This is a genomic window from Gymnodinialimonas sp. JB5-7, from assembly GCF_055693405.1.
On record NZ_JBVFUX010000012.1, the window covers coordinates 1,135,818 to 1,153,357 of the forward strand.

Here is a 17,540-nt window from a genome sequence, read left to right on the forward strand (position 1 = left end):
GCTGCGCCCCACAAAAGGGGTGCGAAAATGGCTTTGAGATTTGCCGATGACGGTACGGATACGCTGCCGATTTATTTGGTCGACAGTGAGACGCCGGACCAGGTCCTGTCCGAACTGAGTGTCGAGCATAAGGAATGGGCAGATTTCAACGGGTTCAAAGGCCAACTTGGGCGCACACTTGCCCTGCCTAATCGTGGCGGCGCGTTGGTGGGGATCGGAACGCCAGCAACACGGACGCGCAAAAGGTTTGCCGCGGGCGCGGCGATTGCCGGGCTTCCAGATGCAACGTACCGGATTAATAATCCGCTTCCCGCAGGTGCCGACGCGGATGAAATCGCGCTGGGCTATCTGTTGTCGTGCTACCGCTTTGATCGCTACCGCGCCCAAGCCGCGCCCACAGCGCGGCTGGCGACGCCGGGCGGCGTTGACGCAACAAGGCTTGAGAATTTTGCTGCAGCGGAGGCCCTGACCCGCGATCTGATCAACACCCCGGCTGAAGATATGGGACCAGATGCGCTTGAACAGGCGGTACGCGACCTAGCGGATGAATTTGGTGCTTCGGTTGCGACTGTGGAAGGTGACGACCTTAAGACGCAGAACTTTCCTCTGATCCACACCGTTGGGCGTGCCGCACAAAAGGCGCCCCGCCTGATTGAGATGACTTGGGGCAGCGCCGGACCCGCAGTGACACTGGTGGGAAAGGGTGTGTGCTTCGATACAGGGGGGCTTAACCTGAAACCCGGCGCGTCGATGGGATTGATGAAAAAGGATATGGGCGGCGCGGCCAATGTCCTTGGCTTGGCGCGGATGATCATGGCCAGCCAAATGGCATGCCGCCTGCGCGTGCTTATTCCGGCGGTCGAAAACAACGTCTCGGGCAATGCATTCCGACCCGGAGACATATTCACAGCCCGCAATGGCCTCACCGTGGAAATCAACAACACCGATGCGGAAGGCCGCCTGGTTCTGGCCGATGCACTTGCTTACGGGTCTGAGGCTAAGCCAGACATGATGATCTGCATGGCAACGCTTACCGGCGCTGCGCGTGTGGCAGTCGGGCCCGATCTCGCACCGTTCTACACCGACGATGAACCTCTCGCGGCAGCCCTGAACGCCGCCGCGCGGCTTGTTGCTGATCCGATCTGGCGTTTGCCTTTCCACGACCCCTATGAGGCCATGATCGAGCCTGGCATCGCCGATCTGGACAATGCACCTTCTGGGGGCATGGCGGGCTCGATCACGGCGGCCCTGTTCCTGCGCCGGTTTGCCGATGTCACCCGGTTCGCGCATTTCGATATCTATGGATGGCAACGCGCCAATGCACCCGCTCGGCCGAAGGGTGGGGTTGGCCAGGGCGTTCGTGCGTTGTTCCAAGCTTTGCCCGAGGTGTTGGCCCCATGAGCGATCCCCGTACCACCCCCTCCAATGGCCGTGTTGCCCATTCATCGCTGAAGGGCGTGGTCGAGGCCGAGCGCTATACCGATGGTCGCTTGATGATGGTCCAACAACCCATCGCCAATATCGCCGATCAGCCCCGTGGCGCGCGCACATCGCAGCTGGTCTTTGGAGAGCGTTTTCTGGTGCTCGACACCGAGGATGGCTTTGCCTTCGGTCAGTCCGAGAAGGACGGCTATGTCGGCTATATGTTGTCCGGTGCGCTGACCGGGGCCGAACCCGCGACGCACTGGGTGATCTCACCCGCGACCCACCTTTATCCGAAGGCCAATATCAAGGCGCCACCTGACGTGTGCCTGTACTTCGGCAGTCAGGTGAAAATCGTGGGTGAGAAGGCCACATTCAAACGCATCCACACGGGGCATTTCATGCCATCCCAGCATTTGATGCCGATCAACGCGAAATTTGCTGATCCTGTTGGGATCGCGGACCTTTTCCTTGGTACGCCTTATTTGTGGGGTGGAACAAGCCGATGGGGGATAGATTGTTCGGGTCTGGTTCAGTCCTGCCTCCATGCCTGCGGAATTGAATGCCCGCGCGACAGTGACCAACAGGAAATGGCGTTGGGCGAAGACATTCCACCGGATGAGGCGCTTAAGCGTGGGGATGTGATTTTCTGGAAAGGGCATGTTGGCTTGATGGCGAGCGACCGGATGTTGCTGCATGCAAATGCGCATCACATGTCGGTCGCCTATGAGCCGCTGAAGGATGCCGCCGCCCGGATTGAGGCCAGTGAATTCGGCCCCATCACATCGCGCAAGCGGTTGGATCTGGCCTAGTCGACCGCCCGGATCAGCTTGCGCTCAAGAACGCGCAGCACGGTCTTCAGGTCGTTGCCGCGTTTCAGGATGCGCCCGTCCATGCCGATGATGGAATATTGCCCCTGCTTGTCGCGGAGTTTCGGGCGCTTCTCTATGCGGTAGATCGGATGCTCGGCGGTCCGCCGAAAGATCGAGAAGATGGCAACGTCCGAAAGATGGCTGATCCCGTAGTCCCGCCATTCACCAGCGGCAACCATACGCCCGTAGAGGCCGAGGATCACACCAAGCTCCGTACGATGAAACGCGATTTGTTTTTGAGTGGAGGACGGGCCGGTCGGCTGAAAATGCATCACCATGGGGTGATGGTGGGGGCGAAGGGGATGGGGGTCAAGCGCGGGAATGAAAAAAGGCCCCGCAGAGGAGCGGAGCCTTTCGGATGTCACTTGAGTAATGCGATCAAGCCCGCACCAACTCCTCATAGCTCTGCGCGATGTCACGGGTCATCGCACCGACTTCGAAGTTATAGTCGCCGATCTGGCCCACGGGCGTCACTTCGGCTGCCGTGCCGGTCAGCCAGCATTGCTCAAAGCTTTCCAGCTCTTCCGGCATGATGTGGCGCTCGTGGACCTTCACCTGTTTGCTTTCCAGCATCCCGATCACCGTCTGGCGGGTGATGCCGTTGAGGAAGCAGTCGGGTTTAGGCGTATGCACTTCACCGTCTTTGACGAAGAAGATGTTGGCGCCCGTCGCCTCGGCCACGTAGTTTCGGTAATCCATGAACAGTGCGTCGGAACAGCCCTTGGCCTCGGCGGCGTGCTTGGACGTGGTGCAGATCATGTAGAGGCCTGCGGCCTTGGCATGGACCGGGATCGTCTCGGGCGAGGGGCGCTTCCATTTTGAGATGTCGAGCTTGGCGCCCTTCATCTTGGCGTCGCCGTAATAGCTGCCCCATTCCCAAGCCGCGATGGCGAGGCGGACTGGGTTTTTGGCGGAACTGACACCCATGTCTTCACCGGCGCCGCGCCAGGCGACGGCGCGCACGTAAGCGTCGGTCAGGCCATTGGCTTTCATCACCTGATACTTCGCCGCCTCAATTTCATCGATCGTGTAGGGGATCTCAAAATCGATGCACGAGGCAGAGTAATGCAGGCGCTCGGAATGCTTGCGGCTCTCGAAGATCTTGCCGTTATAGGCGCGCTCGCCCTCGAACACGGAGGACGCGTAATGCATCGCGTGCGTCAGAAGGTGTACGTTGGCATCGCGCCAATCAACAAGCTTGCCGTCCATCCAGATTTGACCGTCGCGGTCATCATAGGCTCCAGCCATGGTCCCTTCCTTTCCTCGCATGAACCCGCTTCCACTCGGGCATGGTTTTCAAATGTTGCGCAAGATGGGTCCGCTTCGGACATAAAATTACGCAAAATGCCAGTTTGGCTACCAATTGATTCTTGGAAAGTCAACAAGGCTGACATAAACTGACCGGAAACCGGTAAGCCGGTCAAGGAAGGGACAGATATGGCCGAACGCGGCAGCACTGGGGCGATGGCGCGAGGGGACACCCTGCTGTTCTTGACCGACGATCAGCTTCGGCGCGGGATTGAGGCGATGTTCTTTGCCTATCGCGGGTTCACAGCCGACCCGGACCGCATCCTGATCGAAAAGGGATACGGGCGCGCGCATCATCGGGCCGTCCACTTCATCAACCGGACCCCGGGGACAACCGTGAACAACCTGCTCTCGATCCTTGGGGTGACAAAGCAAAGCCTGAACCGGGTTCTGCGCACACTTGTCGATGACGGTTTGGTCGAGGCACGGGTTGGCACACGGGACAAACGCGAGCGCCACCTCCATCTGACCGAAGCCGGAAAGGCCCTGGAACAGGCTCTGTCCGAAGCGCAACGCAACCGGATGCGGGCTGCGTTCCGCAACGCCGGCCCGGAGGCGGTTCAGGGCTTTCGCGCCGTTCTGGAAGAGATGATGGACCCTGAGATGCGACGCCAGTACCTTGACGGCGTCGATCAAGGGTAGCGCATGGATATCGGAGCACATCTTCTCATCGTCGATGATGACGAACGCATTCGGCAGCTTTTGCAAAAGTTCCTGATGCGCAATGGCTTTATGGCCTCCGGCGCGCGCGACGCAGCCCATGCCCGGAAACTTCTGGATGGCTTGAGCTTTGATCTGATCGTGTTGGACGTGATGATGCCTGGCGAAGATGGGCTAAGCCTGTGCCGAGACATCCGGGCGGAGTCTGCTACGCCAATTCTGCTTTTGACTGCCAAGGGTGAGTCCGAGGATCGGATCGAAGGGCTGGAGGCCGGGGCGGATGATTATCTTGCCAAGCCGTTTGAGCCGAAGGAATTGCTGCTCAGGATCAACGCGATCTTGCGGCGCATGCCCGCGCCAGTGGAAGAAAGCACGGTTCCACAGGTCCTCCACCTCGGACCGATCCGCTACGATATCGAGCGGGGAGAGCTGTTCGAGGGGCAGGAACCTGTGCGCCTGACAGCGACCGAGGCGGCTTTGATGCGCATCTTCTCGCACCAGCCGGGCGAGGCGATCACGCGAGCGGATCTGGTCTCCCTTCTGAACCGCGACAAGGTCGGCGGAGAGCCGGTGCAGGAACGCGCGGTGGATGTGCAGATCACGCGGCTGCGGCGCAAGATCGAGGTGAACCCGAAACAGCCGCGCTACCTGCAGACCGTGCGAGGCGCGGGCTATATGCTTGCGCCGGATTGAAGACCTTATCACGCTTGATAAGGTATATTAAGCCATTGAAAATAAAAGATAAACTTGAATAAATTTACTAAATGTTAACCTTTGAAGCAGGGCTGCTACGCTCATCGCCACCATGATCCGCGCCCTCCTTCACATTGCCACGATCCTCCTTCTGACGATCCTGACTCAGATCGGCGGCCTCGCGTGGCTGCTGGCCCTTCTTTTCCGCCGCACGGCTCTGGCCTTCGTCGTCATCTACGCCCTTCTGTCGGGCGCCACTGTCTTCCTTGCCCCGCAATTCGGGCGCGTTCCTCTGGATTGCGCAAGCGATGGCCCGCTTGCCATGCAATCTTTCTTCTACTGCGCGTTGAATCGCCACTATGTCTCGCCAGAGATTGCCGAGGTTCTGACCGACACTGCCACGGAAATGGACCGTCGCTATCCCGGCACCACCACGTTGGTCCTGGACGCCAATTTCCCGTTCTTCGATGGCTTCCCCCTGCTGCCACACCTGTCGCATGACGATGGCGAAAAGGTCGACCTTGCCTTCTACTACGCCGACGATACCGGTTATCTGCCCGGTGCCATCCGTTCGCCCGTCGGTTACTTTGCGTTCGAGGATGGGCCGACCACCTGCGCTTCTTCTTTTCCGTCTCTGCGATGGGACCTTGGGCTGCTTCAACCGCTCTGGCGCGATCATGTGCCGGAGGTGCGGCGGAACCGTACCGCCCTGCAAATCCTCGCCGGTGATCCGCGCGTCGGACGTATCTTTGTGGAGCCGCATCTGCTGCAAAGCTGGAACGTCTCACACCCCACGATTGGCTTTCAGGGCTGTAACGCCGCCCGCCATGACGACCACATTCACTTGCAACTCCGCTGAGGCTGGGGTGAAACCAATCCAAGCTCAAAGAGAGGATTGCTGCCTGTGCTGATCGTCAACAACCCGTCCGGCCTGAATCACGAGATGCCCGAAGGCCATCCGGAGCGCATAGCCCGGCTTGAGACCGTTTTCGCGGTCCTCTCGGACGTAGATGCCTTGCGTGAAGAGGCCCCAGCAGCGACTGAGGCCGACATCGCGCTGTGTCACCCGCAAGCCTATATCGACGCCATGCGCGACGCACAGCCAACGACAGGCATGGTGCAGATTGATGCTGATACCAGTGCCTCGCCTGGTACATGGGAGGCCGCGTTGAAGGGCGTCGGCGGGTGTCTTCTGGCCGTAGATCGGGTTCTGTCAGGCGCCCACAAACGCGCTTTCGTCGCGACGCGCCCCCCGGGGCACCATGCCGAAAAGACCCGCGCCATGGGCTTTTGCCTTTTCGGCAATATCGCCATCGCCGCGCAGCATGCGCTGGATCGGCACGGGCTGGAGCGCGTCGCCGTCGTTGATTTCGACGTCCACCACGGTAACGGCACGCAGGACCTTTTGTGGGACGAACCGCGTGCGCTGTTCATCTCGTCCCATCAGAAGCCGCTTTATCCCGGATCCGGTGCTGTCCACGAACGCGGTGCGTCTGACAATGTGATGAACCTGCCTTTGCCGCCGGGATCGGACGGCCACGCCATGCGGTCGCGTTACGAGAGCCACGTCATTCCTCGTCTGAGGGAGTTCGATCCGGACCTGATCCTGATTTCAGCCGGGTTCGACGCCCATGCTCGCGATCCACTCGCAAATCTGCTTTGGGAGGATGAGGATTTCGCCTGGGTCACCCGGGAGTTGGTGAGCGTGGCCGAGGAGGTTTGTGAGGGGCGCGTGGTCTCGACACTTGAAGGCGGCTATGATCTGGAAGGCCTGGGTGGCGGCGTGCTGGCCCATGTGACGGAGTTGGAGGACTAAGGATGGCAGACACCCCAATTGACGAGATGAGCTTTGAGGATGCGATCCGCGAGTTGGAGCAGGTCGTCACGCAGCTTGACCGTGGCGAGGTTGCACTGGAGGACTCGATCAAACTCTATGAACGGGGTGCTGCCCTGAAAGCGCGGTGCGAGGCCAAACTGAAAGAAGCCGAAGAGAAAGTCGCCCAGATCACGCTGGATGCGAATGGTGAGGCGACCGGCGCCAAGCCTGTTGAAGGCCTGTAAGCCTTGTTCAAGACGGCCCTGACGGATGCGCAGAGCCGCATCGGCGATTTCCTGACAGAGCAGATGGCGCCGCTGGGTGACGACAAGATCGCCCAAGGCATGCGCTACGCCACCAATGGCGGGAAGCGGCTGCGCGGGTTCCTGGTTCTGGAAAGCGCTGCGTTGTTCGATGTGCCGGTCGAACGTGCACTCTATGCGGCAGGTGCCGTGGAATGCCTGCATGCCTATTCGCTTGTCCACGATGATTTGCCTTGCATGGACGATGACGACCTGCGCCGTGGGCAGCCGACTGTTCACGTGAAATGGGACGACGCGACGGCGGTGCTTGTTGGCGATGCACTGCAGACCTTCGCCTTTGAATTGCTCAGCCGCGCGGAGGCCGGGACAGCCGTGGAGGGGCGGGCCTTAATCGCCACGCTGGCAAAGGCAAGCGGTGCCGAAGGGATGGTTTTGGGCCAAGCGCAGGACATCGCGGCGGAGACGGCGGGCAGGCCCTTGACCCTGGAAGAAATCACAGCGCTGCAAGCCAACAAGACGGGTCGCCTGATCGAATGGCCGGCCCATGCGGGCGCAATTCTGGGCGGGGCTGACCCGGCGCCGTTGCGGGCCTATGCGCAGGCCATCGGTCTGGCGTTCCAAATAGCCGACGACATCCTCGACGTGGAAGGCGATGCCGAGAAGGCAGGCAAGGCCCTGCGCAAGGATGAAGATGCCGGGAAGGCGACGTTTGTGTCGCTGCTTGGCCTTGATGCGGCCAAAGCCCGCGCCGGTGATCTTGTGGCCGAGGCTGATGCGGCACTCGCGCCCTATGGCGAAAAGGCGCAGGCATTGCGCGATCTGGCGCACTACATAGTGACTCGTGACAAGTAAAAGGAGGCGTGCCGCCCGCTCAAGCAGCCGGAGGCGGTAGCGAACAAAATATGAGCGAGCGCCCGACGACCCCGTTGCTGGACAAGGTCCACCAGCCTGCCGATTTGAAGCATCTGTCAGATCACGATCTGCGCAAGCTGGCCGATGAATTGAGGGCCGAGATGATCTGGACCGTCAGCCAGACGGGCGGCCATTTCGGCGCGGGTCTGGGCGTGGTCGAGATGACGGTGGCGCTGCATTCTGTCTTTGATACGCCGCGCGACAAGCTGATCTGGGATGTCTCGCACCAATGCTACCCGCATAAGATCCTGACCGGGCGGCGTGAGCAGATGCTGACGATCCGGCAGAAGGATGGGTTGAGCGGGTTCACGAAGCGGTCGGAATCTCCGTTCGACCCTTTCGGCGCAGCGCATTCCTCTACCTCGATTTCCGCGGCTTTGGGCTTTGCCGTGGCGCGCGATCTGGGTGGCGATTGTGAGACCGGGCAAGGCGATGCGATTGCCGTGATCGGCGATGGCGCGATGTCGGGCGGAATGGCGTTCGAGGCGATGAACAATGCGGGCCATCTGGGCAAGCGGCTGATCGTGATCCTGAACGATAACGAGATGTCGATTGCCCCGCCAACGGGGGCGATGTCGTCCTACCTGTCACGGCTTTATGCGGGTGCCCCGTTTCAGGAGCTGAAGGCAGCAGCCAAGGGCGCGGTCTCGCTCTTGCCTGAGCCGTTTCAGGAAGGGGCTCGGCGGGCGAAGGAATTGCTGAAGTCGGCCACGGTTGGCGGGACGCTGTTTGAGGAGCTGGGATTTTCCTATGTCGGGCCGATTGATGGGCACGATATGGAGAGCCTCTTGGCGGTGTTGCGAACGGTCAAGGCGCGCGCCGATGGGCCGATCCTGATCCACGCCATCACGAAAAAAGGCAAGGGCTACGCCGAACATCGCGCCGATCGCGGCCATGCGACCGCGAAGTTCGACATCGCGACCGGTGAGCAGAAGAAGGCGCCGTCGAACGCACCGAGTTATACCAAGGTCTTCGCGCAAAGCCTGATTGCTGAGGCCGTCGATGATCCGAAGGTGGTGGCGGTGACGGCGGCGATGCCGGACGGGACGGGTCTGGATTTGTTTGCCGAACGCTTTCCGACCCGTTGTTTCGACGTTGGCATTGCGGAACAGCACGCCGTGACGTTCTGCGCTGGCATGGCCGCCGGTGGGTTAAAGCCCTTTGCGGCGATCTATTCGACCTTCCTGCAACGCGGCTACGATCAGGTGGTTCACGACGTGGCCATTCAACGCCTCCCGGTCCGCTTCGCGATTGACCGGGCCGGGCTTGTTGGGGCCGACGGCTGCACACATGCGGGCAGCTATGATGTGGGCTATCTGGCGAACCTTCCCGGATTTGTCGTGATGGCGGCCTCAGACGAAGCCGAGTTGCGGCACATGGTGCGCACAGCGCTTGAGATTGACGACAGGCCCAGTGCCTTCCGGTTCCCGCGCGGCGAAGGTGTAGGCGTTGAGATGCCCGACCGCGGCGTTGCGCTTGAAATCGGCAAAGGACGCATGATCGCGGAAGGGAACCGCGTGGCGATCCTGAACTTCGGCGCGCGCCTGAAAGAGGTGCAGGAGGCCGCGGAGCGGCTGGCGCAGAAAGGCATTGCGCCCACCATCGCCGATGCCCGGTTCGCCAAGCCGCTTGACGAAGAGATGATCCTGCAACTGGCCCGTCACCACGAAGCGTTGATCACGGTGGAAGAAGGTGCTGTTGGGGGCTTCGGCTCTCATGTGGCGCATTTGCTGGCCGAAAAAGGCGTGTTCGACAGCGGCCTGAAATACCGGTCCATGGTGTTGCCCGACATCTTCATTGATCAAGCGAGCCCTGCGGATATGTACGCGGTGGCGGGCATGAACGCCGAGGATATCGAGGCGAAGGTGCTGCGCACCCTCGGCGTGGAGATTATCGAAAAGCGGGCCTGAGCTTTAGCAGTCGGTACAGGTTTTCAGGCCGAACACCCGATAGATCGGGCAAAAGTTCATGAAGGCCGTGGCAACGAAGATGGCGCCGACATAGCCCCAAAGTCCGATCGTGCCCGTGATGGCAAGAACGATAAGTAGAGCGCCGACGATGAAGCGCGCGGCACGGTCCCAGGTCGCGAGGTTGCGGGTGATGGTCATGGGGTCACTCCTTGTGTGAAAGATGCCCCATTTTGCCACGTCAGCATGCCCATGTCGGTGACAGAGTCACGTTGCCTGCGATTTCGAATGCATCGCCAGAGCGGTAGGATTTGTGATCTCTAACCGACCACGTCCAAGCACCAGCCACCCTTCACGCTCGAAAGATTTGAGCGTGCGCGACACGACCTCGCGCGCGGTGCCGATTTCCTGTGCGATGTCCTGCTGGGTCATTTCGCACGATCCAGCCCCACGGTTCGCCAGCCAGGCGGCAAGGCGCAGATCCGTCCGGTGCAGCAAGAGTGCATCAATCACGTTGGTCAGTTCCACAAGACGCTGCGTGAAGCCCTCGAACACCAGATCGCGGAATGCGCCATCCTCGGCCAGCAGGCGCTTGAAGCGCTCGGCCCCAATGGCCAGCGCTTCGACCGCGCCTTCGGCATAGCCATAGCCACTGTATGGCCGCGCCCCCAGAACGCAGGAGGTTGTCATCACGCAGCTTTCGCCCTCATGCACGCGATAAAGGACCATGGTGCGGCCTTCCGCGTTGGTCTGTTCGACCCGAACATGCCCCTTTGTAACGATCAGAAAGGCGCTGCTTTCATCTCCGGGCTGGAACAGACATGCCCCATCGGGCGCGTTGATGACGCTGCCCTGATCGGCATATCGCGCAGCATCTATCAACGCTTGTCCAGCCGCTCTTCAATGGATTTGAGGCGTTCCAAAACCTCGTCGCGGTAGGCATCCGTTGCTGCATTGGCCTCTTCGGCGTGGGCGTCTTGCATGGAGTTCACGACAAGACCCACGACAAGGTTCACGACCGCAAATGTCGTGATGAGGATGAAGGGCACGAAGAACATCCACGCATAGGAATAAACCTCCTGCACCGGGCGAACGATGCCCATGGACCAGGATTCCAGCGTCATGATCTGGAACAGCGAATAAAGCGACCGGCCAAGTGTCCCGAACCAAGCGTCGAAATTTGCGGCCTGTTCCGGGGTACAAGCCGGGCAATCGCCGCCAAAAAGCTTCGTGGCCATGACTGCGCCAATGTAGAAGATGATCGACATCAGCAAGAAGACCGATCCCATACCGGGCAGAGCCGTCAACAAGCCTTCAACCACCCGGCGTAGGGACGGCACGACCGAGATTACGCGCAGCACCCGCAGGATCCGCAAGGCACGCAAAACGCTCAGTCCCTGGGCCGACGGCATCAGCGCGATACCGACAATCAGGAAATCGAAGATATTCCAGCCCGAACGGAAGAAACGCGGCCCAAGCGCGAAGAGCTTCAGGGCAAGCTCAGCGACGAATATCCCTAAACAGAGCCGATCCAGCGCGTAGATAAGACCGCCGTACCGCGCCATCACAGGCTCGGACGTTTCCAGCCCCAGGATGATCGCATTGAAGATGATGACGCCGATGATGAAATTGCGCACCCGCGCGCTTTCCATGAAGTCAGCCAATCGGGTGCGGAAGGTCAGCTCGGACATCAACAATTGCTCCTGAAGAAATCAGGTCTGGATATGGGGCAGGGTGAACTTTGCCGCAAGCTCCACATGCGGCGACCAGCGGAATTGGTCGACCGGTTGCACCCAATCCAGGCTGTACCCGGCCTGGATGAGGATTTTGGCATCACGCGCAAAGGTCACCGGGTTGCAGGATACAGCAGCGATTGTGGGGACCTGCGCTTTGGCGATCTCGTGCGTCTGCGCCTCGGCGCCGGCGCGGGGTGGGTCGATGACAATGGCGTCGAATTTCGCGAGTTCGTCCGGCAGCAGCGGGCGACGGAACAGATCCCGCGCCTCGGTTGTGATGGGCTTTAGGCCGGTCGAATGGTTGGCCGCATGGGTCAGTGCCGCAAGAAGGTCGGTTTCGCTTTCAACGGCATGGATAGGCGCCGTTTGCGCAAGCGGAAGGGCAAACGTGCCAAGCCCGCAGAAGAGGTCAGCGATATGGCGTGCGCCTTGCACGGCCTCAGAAACAGCGGCTTGCAATGCGGCCTCGCCTTCCGGTGTGGCTTGCAGAAAGGCGCCGGGGGCGGCGACACGCGCGCCGGCCCGATACTGAGTACGGGCGGTGTCTCCACAAAAACGGGCTCATCCTCCCAGTTGAGGCGGATGAAGGGGCGCGCAAGGGCCGGAAGGGCCGCGCGCAGAGGGCCGTCGAGGGGTTTACCGCCGGTCACGCGGCAATCGATTCCGGTCTCAGTCAGGGTCAGTGCAAAGGCCAATGTGGCAGACCGGGACGCGCCGAGGCGGGTGATCTGTTCGAGGGCTGGAAGGGTTTCAAGCAGCCTCGGGTGAAGCAGAGAACAGTCCCTGATTGGCACGATTGTGTCTGATTTGCGGGCATGAAATCCGATTTGCGCCCCCTTCTTGGTGCGGGTTCCCGCAAGGGTCGCGCGGCGGCGCGTGTGCGACGGTGACGTATCAATTTTGCGAAGTGGCGTTGGCAGGTCATGGGCGGTCAGTGCATTTGTGATCACATCTGTCTTGAACTGCGCCACAAAGGCGTCGGAGGCGTGCATAAGGCTACACCCGCCGCAGGATTTGTAGTGCGGGCAAGGGGCCTTTACGCGGTCCGGCGAGGGTGTGATCACAGACGGTGACGCGATCTGATCGCCTTCAATCTCACCGCTCACAACCTCACCCGGCAGAGCGCGGGCAACGTAGACAGGCCCGTCTGCAATGCCGTCGCCGTGGTGGCCAAGGCGCTGGATCGTCACCTCAGCCATGGGGGATCGCGGGCGAGAAGGCGTACCCCTCAGGCGAGAGGATCGTGGCTTCACGCAACCCATGGGGCTTGTCGGCGGGCGGTTCGATCACGTGGTGGCCATGGGCCGCGGCGCGCTGAACCGCCACGTCGGGGTCGATCCCAAAAAGGTAGAGTTGCGCGCCACCGCCACGGGGCGGGTTTTCCGGGATAAGCTGTGGCAATGGGTTGGAATGGTACGTGCCATCAGCGTGAAGCTGTATCAAAGCGCCGCCGTGACGGATGATGGCAAAATCATCGGATACGCGATGGGCGGTCAGGCCGAACGTGTCGGTCAGAAACGCGGCCAACGCACGGACATCGCGGGTCAGCAGGTTGAGGCCGACACCGGTGAGGGCGCGGCCAAAATCCTCGGCAGAGATCGTTTCAAGGTCCATGGGGCAGGATTGCGGGAAAGCGCGCGAAACGGCAAGCGTCGCGCGGGGCGCACACGTCGGATTTGCATTTTCATGGAACAAAGATGGGCGGGTTGGTGCCTTATCCTTGACGGTCGAGAAAGCAGCGGACCTGAGCCGGGGTGCTGAGGTGATGGACTGTGACATGTGGCCCCGCGTCCTCCATCCACCGGAGGTTGGCGAGGCGGTTCTTCTCACGCGTGTCCCAGATCCATTTCCAGAATTCAAAACTGATTTTCTCCGGGCAGCCATCGGGGAGGTCGGGCCGGGTGCGCCCGAAATGGAGAACGGTGCGCTTGCCCACGCGCCAGGCGCGGAGCCATAGGGGAAAATCGAGGTTGATGAGCGTATCGCAGCGGGCAAGCCGGTGATCTTTCGTGTGCCGCAGCCCGCCTTCGAAAATCCACGCGTCGCGGTTCTGAACCTCCATCGCCAGCGCGATCTTCTCGGGCTTGGGGCGCTCATTCCAGCCGGACATCCAATGGATCTGGTCCATGTGGTGGACGGGCAGCCCGGTCTTCTCGCCCAACAGGCGGGCAAGGGTGGATTTGCCGCTACCGGGCTGGCCGATGATCATGACGCGTTTCATGGCACTTCATTCCGCTGCAGCCACGTCGTCAGTGCCGATGAATCCCCCGATTGGCGGGTCCAGTAGCGGGCGTAGAGGCCATCCTGCGCAAGAAGCGCGTCATGCGTGCCATCTTCGACGATGCGGCCCTGATCAAGGACGATGATGCGATCCATGGCGGATAGGGTCGAAAGGCGGTGGGCGATGGCGATGGTTGTCTTGCCCTCCATCACGCGCGTCAGGGTGCTCTGGATGGCGGCCTCAACTTCGCTGTCGAGCGCGCTGGTGGCCTCATCCAGCACCAGAACCGGCGCGTCTTTCAGGAAGGCACGGGCAAGGGCGATGCGTTGGCGTTGACCGCCGGACAGTTTCACGCCGCGCTCGCCCAGGAAGGCGTCGTAGCCTGTGCGGCCTTTGAAATCCTCAAGATCCAGAATGAAATCGTGCGCCTCAGCGCGCTTGGCGGCGTCGATCACGTCCGCCTCTGTCGCGCCCGGGCGGCCATACAGGATATTGTCCCGCGCTGTGCGATTGAACATCGCGGTTTCCTGCGTGACCATAGCGATCTGTTGGCGAAGGCTGTCTTGCGTCACCAAGGCGATGTCTTGCCCATCGATCAAGATGCGACCCTGTTCGGCATCGTAGAGCCGCATCAGAAGGTTCACGAGGGTTGATTTGCCGGCCCCGGAGGCCCCGACAACGCCAAGCTTTTGCCCAGGCTCAACAACAAGGTTTATCCGGTCCACGCCACCGGCGCGCTGGCCGTAGGCGAAGCTGACATTGTTAAATTCGACACGACCAGACAGACGCGGAAGGACATCAGCGTTTGGCGCGTCGGTCAGCCCATGCGCAGGGGTCAGGGTGCGCATGCCATCCTCAAGCTCCCCGATGTTCGAATAGATGCCCATCAGCGTGAAAGACACCCAGCCGGTCATCTGCGAAATCCGCATCGAAATGGCCCCGATGGCCGCAATATCGCCCGATGTCACAGTCCCGTTGCGCCACAGCAAAACGGCCCCGATAACAAGCAGCACCGGCAGCAACCCGGCGACGGCCATCAAAACAAAACGGAACGCGGTCGAGAGGTAACCAAATTGCAGCGCTGCATCGCGGTAGCCCGCCATCGCGCCGATGGCCGCGGTATCCTCGTGATCGGTATGACCGAAGAGCTTGACCGTTTTGATGTTCGTGATGGTATCAACGACCTGGCCTGTCACGTTAGCGCGGGCAGCGGCACGCGCCTTGGCTCGGATACGGATGCGCGGCAGGTACCAGCTGATCAAAGCCGCGTAGCCACCCATCCACAAAAACAGCAGCAGAGCGATACGCCAATCAATCGCCAGCAGAAGGCCAAGCGTGCCGATCAGCGTGATCACGGCATAAACGGCGGCCGAGATAACCTCCTGCACGACATTGACCAGCGCAGACGCCGACTGCGCCTGTTTCTGCGCGATGCGCCCGGCGAAATCGTTGTCGAAAAACGTCACATCATGGCCAAGGGTCCAGCGGTGCAGCCGCGACTGGATCAGCGGTGCAAGGTTTGGTGGTAGGACGATGCCCGTGAAGGCGGCCGAAAGCCCGAAAAAGAGCGGCCGGACGAGCAGGTAAAAGCCGATATAGCCCGCAATCAGAAGCGCATTTCGCGCAAGGTAATCGACGCTTTCGCCCGTCGTGCTGTCGATCATTACGCCCAGGAGCCAGGCCGAAACGACCTCCATCAACCCCGCCATGCCCGAAAAGGCGGCGGCAAGGACAATGACCGGCCAGGACCCGGCCAAGCACCATTTGATGAAAGCCCAGAGCGTCTGCGGCGGGGCCCTTCGGCACGCTCAAAGGGCGCGATCAGAGTGCCAAGCCAGATACCGACGCGTTTGATCTGGTTCATTCTGCCGCCTCCCCGGTGTCGGGCTCGATCCCGATGAACCCGCCCGATTGGCGCGCCCAGAAGTTCGCATATAGGCCGTTTGCCGCGAGAAGCGCGTCATGGGTGCCGTCCTCGACAATGCGACCGTCATCGAGAACCACAATTCGATCCATCCAGGCGATGGTGGAAAGGCGGTGGGCAATGGCGATGACGGTCTTGCCTTCCATCACGCCATAGAGTGTTTCCTGAATTTGCGCCTCGACTTCGCTGTCGAGCGCGGAAGTTGCCTCGTCCAAAACAAGGATCGGGGCGTCTTTCAGGATGACACGGGCAAGGGTGACGCGCTGTCGCTGACCACCTGACAGTTTCACGCCGCGTTCCCCCACATGGGCGTCATAGCCGGTGCGCCCCTGCGGATCTTCCAGGTCAAGGATGAAGTCGTGCGCCTCGGCCCGTTTGGCGGCGGCAAGCATCTCGGCCTCGGTCGCCTCAGGCCGGCCGTAAAGGATGTTGTCGCGGACGGATCGGTGCAGGAGCGACGAGTCTTGTTGCACCATGCCGATCTGTACGCGCAGGCTGTCTTGCGTGACGCGGGCGATGTCTTGATCGTCGATCAGAATTCGACCCTGTTCGGCGTCATAGAACCGCAAGAGAAGCTTCACGAGGGTCGATTTTCCGGCCCCGGAGCGGCCCACGAGACCGACCTTTTCGCCCGAATTGATGGTCAGGTTCAAAGCGTCGATGCCGCCTGCGCCGCGTCCGTAATGGTGCGAAACCCCGTCGAAGGTGATTTTGCAATCGGCGATGTTCAGCGGCCTTGCACCGGGCGCATCGGTCAGTTGGATCGGCTCGGTAATCGTCTCCATCCCCTCCGCCACCACGCCGAGCGAGCGGAAGAAGGTGGATACGGCCCACATGATCCAGCCGGTCATCGCGTTCAGGCGCAGGGTCAGCGCAGTGGCCGCCGCGACCACACCGACCGACGCGGACCCAAGGCTCCACAACCAGATGCCCCACCCCACGACGGCGACGATCAGGAAGCCATTCAGCGTGACAAGCATCACGTCCATCGTCGTGAAGATCCGCATCTCGCGCCCGAAGGTCTGGCGCGTCTGCTCGATCGCATCTTTCGCATAGGACAGCTCAGAGTCGTGATGCGCGAACAGCTTGACGGAGTGGATGTTGGTGTAGCTGTCCACGACCCGACCCGTGGTCATGGACCGCGCATCCGCGCTGGCTTTGGAGGCGGGCCCAACGCGCGCCATCGTCCAGCGCAGCAGCAGGGCATAAAGGCCGAACCAAAGGATCAGCGGAATGGCAAGGCGCGGGTCGGCCTCAGCCAGTAGGATCGCGGCCCCAACAAGATAAGCGAGCGAGAATGTAATCGCATCGAAGATCTGAAAGATCGCGTCCCCCGCGCTACCGGGTGTTTGCATGATCCGATTGGCGATGCGGCCAGCAAAATCATTCTCGAAAAAGCCGACCGATTGGCGCAGCACTTGCTTGTGGGCGCGCCACCGCACCAGCGCTCCGAATTGCGGGAGAATGCCGTTGTTCAACAGCGCGGTGCCAAACGACTGAAGGGCCGGCCGCAGAAGCAGGATGAACAGGGCTGCAAAGGCAAGCTCAGTCCCGTATTCGGACAAAACCTCCGCCGGTTCGCCTTCAGTCAAAAGATCGACCACGCGTCCCAGATACCAGATCAACCCAATCTCAACGGCGGCCACGATGATTGACATCACGGCAGTGACGGCGAAGAGCCCTTTGAAGGGCTGGGAATACTCCCAAAGGAACGGCCAAAGGCGGCGCGGCGGGTGATCGTTTTCCGGATACGCGGTATACGGATCGACCAGCCTTTCGAAAAAGCGGAACATGACAAACCCCGTG

General features: G+C 60.9%; 18 protein-coding genes and 1 pseudogene. 9 read left to right on the forward strand and 10 right to left on the reverse strand.

Features of this window, described 5'->3' with window-relative positions:
- Positions 1-27 precede the first annotated feature (27 nt).
- Both ACZ1HK_RS13980 and ACZ1HK_RS13985 read left to right on the forward strand, forming a co-directional pair.
- The gene (locus ACZ1HK_RS13980) at positions 28-1,401 is read left to right on the forward strand and encodes a leucyl aminopeptidase family protein (protein ID WP_472629201.1); all 1,374 of its coding nucleotides are present in this window, start codon (positions 28-30) and stop codon (positions 1,399-1,401) included.
- Entirely contained in the window at positions 1,398-2,234 is an 837-nt protein-coding gene (locus ACZ1HK_RS13985) for a C40 family peptidase (RefSeq protein ID WP_472629202.1), read from the forward strand. The genes ACZ1HK_RS13980 and ACZ1HK_RS13985 overlap by 4 nt, the downstream gene beginning before the upstream one ends.
- Here the strand turns inward: ACZ1HK_RS13985 and ACZ1HK_RS13990 are convergent.
- Entirely contained in the window at positions 2,231-2,566 is a 336-nt protein-coding gene (locus ACZ1HK_RS13990; protein ID WP_472630838.1) for a DUF2794 domain-containing protein, read from the reverse strand. The two genes, ACZ1HK_RS13985 and ACZ1HK_RS13990, sit on opposite strands and share 4 nt — an antisense overlap.
- Positions 2,567-2,672: 106 nt before the next feature.
- Positions 2,673-3,542, reverse strand: a complete 870-nt coding sequence (locus tag ACZ1HK_RS13995) for a branched-chain amino acid aminotransferase (protein ID WP_472629203.1) — start codon at positions 3,540-3,542, stop codon at positions 2,673-2,675.
- Positions 3,543-3,731: 189 nt separating this feature from the next.
- Between ACZ1HK_RS13995 and ACZ1HK_RS14000 the strand changes: the two genes are divergently transcribed.
- The 7 genes from ACZ1HK_RS14000 (at position 3,732) to dxs (ending at position 9,856) form a co-directional block, all read left to right on the forward strand.
- Entirely contained in the window at positions 3,732-4,244 is a 513-nt protein-coding gene (locus tag ACZ1HK_RS14000) for a MarR family winged helix-turn-helix transcriptional regulator (protein ID WP_472629204.1), read from the forward strand.
- A gap of 3 nt (positions 4,245-4,247) precedes the next feature.
- The gene (locus ACZ1HK_RS14005) at positions 4,248-4,955 is read left to right on the forward strand and encodes a response regulator (protein ID WP_472629205.1); all 708 of its coding nucleotides are present in this window, start codon (positions 4,248-4,250) and stop codon (positions 4,953-4,955) included.
- Between the two features lie 112 nt (positions 4,956-5,067).
- Entirely contained in the window at positions 5,068-5,814 is a 747-nt protein-coding gene (locus tag ACZ1HK_RS14010; protein ID WP_472629206.1) for a hypothetical protein, read from the forward strand.
- A 39-nt stretch (positions 5,815-5,853) separates the two neighbouring features.
- Positions 5,854-6,771, forward strand: a complete 918-nt coding sequence (locus ACZ1HK_RS14015) for a histone deacetylase family protein (protein ID WP_472630839.1) — start codon at positions 5,854-5,856, stop codon at positions 6,769-6,771.
- A 2-nt stretch (positions 6,772-6,773) separates the two neighbouring features.
- Complete coding sequence (locus ACZ1HK_RS14020) at positions 6,774-7,016, forward strand: exodeoxyribonuclease VII small subunit (RefSeq protein WP_472629207.1); 243 nt, start codon at positions 6,774-6,776, stop codon at positions 7,014-7,016.
- A gap of 3 nt (positions 7,017-7,019) precedes the next feature.
- Complete coding sequence (locus ACZ1HK_RS14025; protein WP_472629208.1) at positions 7,020-7,886, forward strand: polyprenyl synthetase family protein; 867 nt, start codon at positions 7,020-7,022, stop codon at positions 7,884-7,886.
- 50 nt (positions 7,887-7,936) lie between these two features.
- Positions 7,937-9,856 (forward strand): 1-deoxy-D-xylulose-5-phosphate synthase, encoded by a 1,920-nt coding sequence (dxs, locus tag ACZ1HK_RS14030; protein ID WP_472629209.1) that lies wholly within the window; start codon positions 7,937-7,939, stop codon positions 9,854-9,856.
- 3 nt (positions 9,857-9,859) lie between these two features.
- Here dxs and ACZ1HK_RS14035 read toward each other — a convergent pair whose 3' ends face one another.
- The 8 genes and pseudogenes from ACZ1HK_RS14035 to ACZ1HK_RS14070 form a co-directional block, all read right to left on the reverse strand.
- Positions 9,860-10,054 (reverse strand): YgaP family membrane protein, encoded by a 195-nt coding sequence (locus ACZ1HK_RS14035; RefSeq protein ID WP_472629210.1) that lies wholly within the window; start codon positions 10,052-10,054, stop codon positions 9,860-9,862.
- A 66-nt stretch (positions 10,055-10,120) separates the two neighbouring features.
- Complete coding sequence (locus tag ACZ1HK_RS14040; protein WP_472629211.1) at positions 10,121-10,735, reverse strand: Crp/Fnr family transcriptional regulator; 615 nt, start codon at positions 10,733-10,735, stop codon at positions 10,121-10,123.
- Positions 10,732-11,544, reverse strand: coding sequence for an ion transporter (locus ACZ1HK_RS14045; protein ID WP_472629212.1), 813 nt, complete (start codon positions 11,542-11,544; stop codon positions 10,732-10,734). Before ACZ1HK_RS14045 ends, ACZ1HK_RS14040 begins: the two co-directional genes overlap by 4 nt.
- A gap of 21 nt (positions 11,545-11,565) precedes the next feature.
- Positions 11,566-12,788, reverse strand: a pseudogene (locus tag ACZ1HK_RS14050) (class I SAM-dependent RNA methyltransferase).
- Positions 12,781-13,203 (reverse strand): VOC family protein, encoded by a 423-nt coding sequence (locus ACZ1HK_RS14055; protein WP_472629213.1) that lies wholly within the window; start codon positions 13,201-13,203, stop codon positions 12,781-12,783. The pseudogene ACZ1HK_RS14050 and the gene ACZ1HK_RS14055 overlap by 8 nt, the downstream one beginning before the upstream one ends.
- Positions 13,204-13,303: 100 nt before the next feature.
- Positions 13,304-13,810, reverse strand: coding sequence for a P-loop NTPase family protein (locus ACZ1HK_RS14060; protein WP_472629214.1), 507 nt, complete (start codon positions 13,808-13,810; stop codon positions 13,304-13,306).
- Positions 13,807-15,567, reverse strand: a complete 1,761-nt coding sequence (locus ACZ1HK_RS14065; RefSeq protein WP_472629215.1) for an ABC transporter ATP-binding protein — start codon at positions 15,565-15,567, stop codon at positions 13,807-13,809. The genes ACZ1HK_RS14060 and ACZ1HK_RS14065 overlap by 4 nt, the downstream gene beginning before the upstream one ends.
- A gap of 103 nt (positions 15,568-15,670) precedes the next feature.
- Positions 15,671-17,527, reverse strand: a complete 1,857-nt coding sequence (locus ACZ1HK_RS14070) for an ABC transporter ATP-binding protein (protein ID WP_472629216.1) — start codon at positions 17,525-17,527, stop codon at positions 15,671-15,673.
- Positions 17,528-17,540 lie beyond the last annotated feature (13 nt).

What these genes read in the sequence shown, in the direction of transcription:
- ACZ1HK_RS13980 (WP_472629201.1), top strand. Translation starts at nt 28, where the DNA reads ATGGCTTTGAGATTTGCCGATGACGGTACGGATACGCTGCCGATTTAT.
- ACZ1HK_RS13985 (WP_472629202.1), top strand. Translation starts at nt 1,398, where the DNA reads ATGAGCGATCCCCGTACCACCCCCTCCAATGGCCGTGTTGCCCATTCA.
- ACZ1HK_RS13990 (WP_472630838.1), bottom strand. Translation starts at nt 2,566, where the DNA reads ATGCATTTTCAGCCGACCGGCCCGTCCTCCACTCAAAAACAAATCGCG.
- ACZ1HK_RS13995 (WP_472629203.1), bottom strand. Translation starts at nt 3,542, where the DNA reads ATGGCTGGAGCCTATGATGACCGCGACGGTCAAATCTGGATGGACGGC.
- ACZ1HK_RS14000 (WP_472629204.1), top strand. Translation starts at nt 3,732, where the DNA reads ATGGCCGAACGCGGCAGCACTGGGGCGATGGCGCGAGGGGACACCCTG.
- ACZ1HK_RS14005 (WP_472629205.1), top strand. Translation starts at nt 4,248, where the DNA reads ATGGATATCGGAGCACATCTTCTCATCGTCGATGATGACGAACGCATT.
- ACZ1HK_RS14010 (WP_472629206.1), top strand. Translation starts at nt 5,068, where the DNA reads ATGATCCGCGCCCTCCTTCACATTGCCACGATCCTCCTTCTGACGATC.
- ACZ1HK_RS14020 (WP_472629207.1), top strand. Translation starts at nt 6,774, where the DNA reads ATGGCAGACACCCCAATTGACGAGATGAGCTTTGAGGATGCGATCCGC.
- dxs (WP_472629209.1), top strand. Translation starts at nt 7,937, where the DNA reads ATGAGCGAGCGCCCGACGACCCCGTTGCTGGACAAGGTCCACCAGCCT.
- ACZ1HK_RS14035 (WP_472629210.1), bottom strand. Translation starts at nt 10,054, where the DNA reads ATGACCATCACCCGCAACCTCGCGACCTGGGACCGTGCCGCGCGCTTC.
- ACZ1HK_RS14045 (WP_472629212.1), bottom strand. Translation starts at nt 11,544, where the DNA reads ATGTCCGAGCTGACCTTCCGCACCCGATTGGCTGACTTCATGGAAAGC.
- ACZ1HK_RS14055 (WP_472629213.1), bottom strand. Translation starts at nt 13,203, where the DNA reads ATGGACCTTGAAACGATCTCTGCCGAGGATTTTGGCCGCGCCCTCACC.
- ACZ1HK_RS14060 (WP_472629214.1), bottom strand. Translation starts at nt 13,810, where the DNA reads ATGAAACGCGTCATGATCATCGGCCAGCCCGGTAGCGGCAAATCCACC.
- ACZ1HK_RS14070 (WP_472629216.1), bottom strand. Translation starts at nt 17,527, where the DNA reads ATGTTCCGCTTTTTCGAAAGGCTGGTCGATCCGTATACCGCGTATCCG.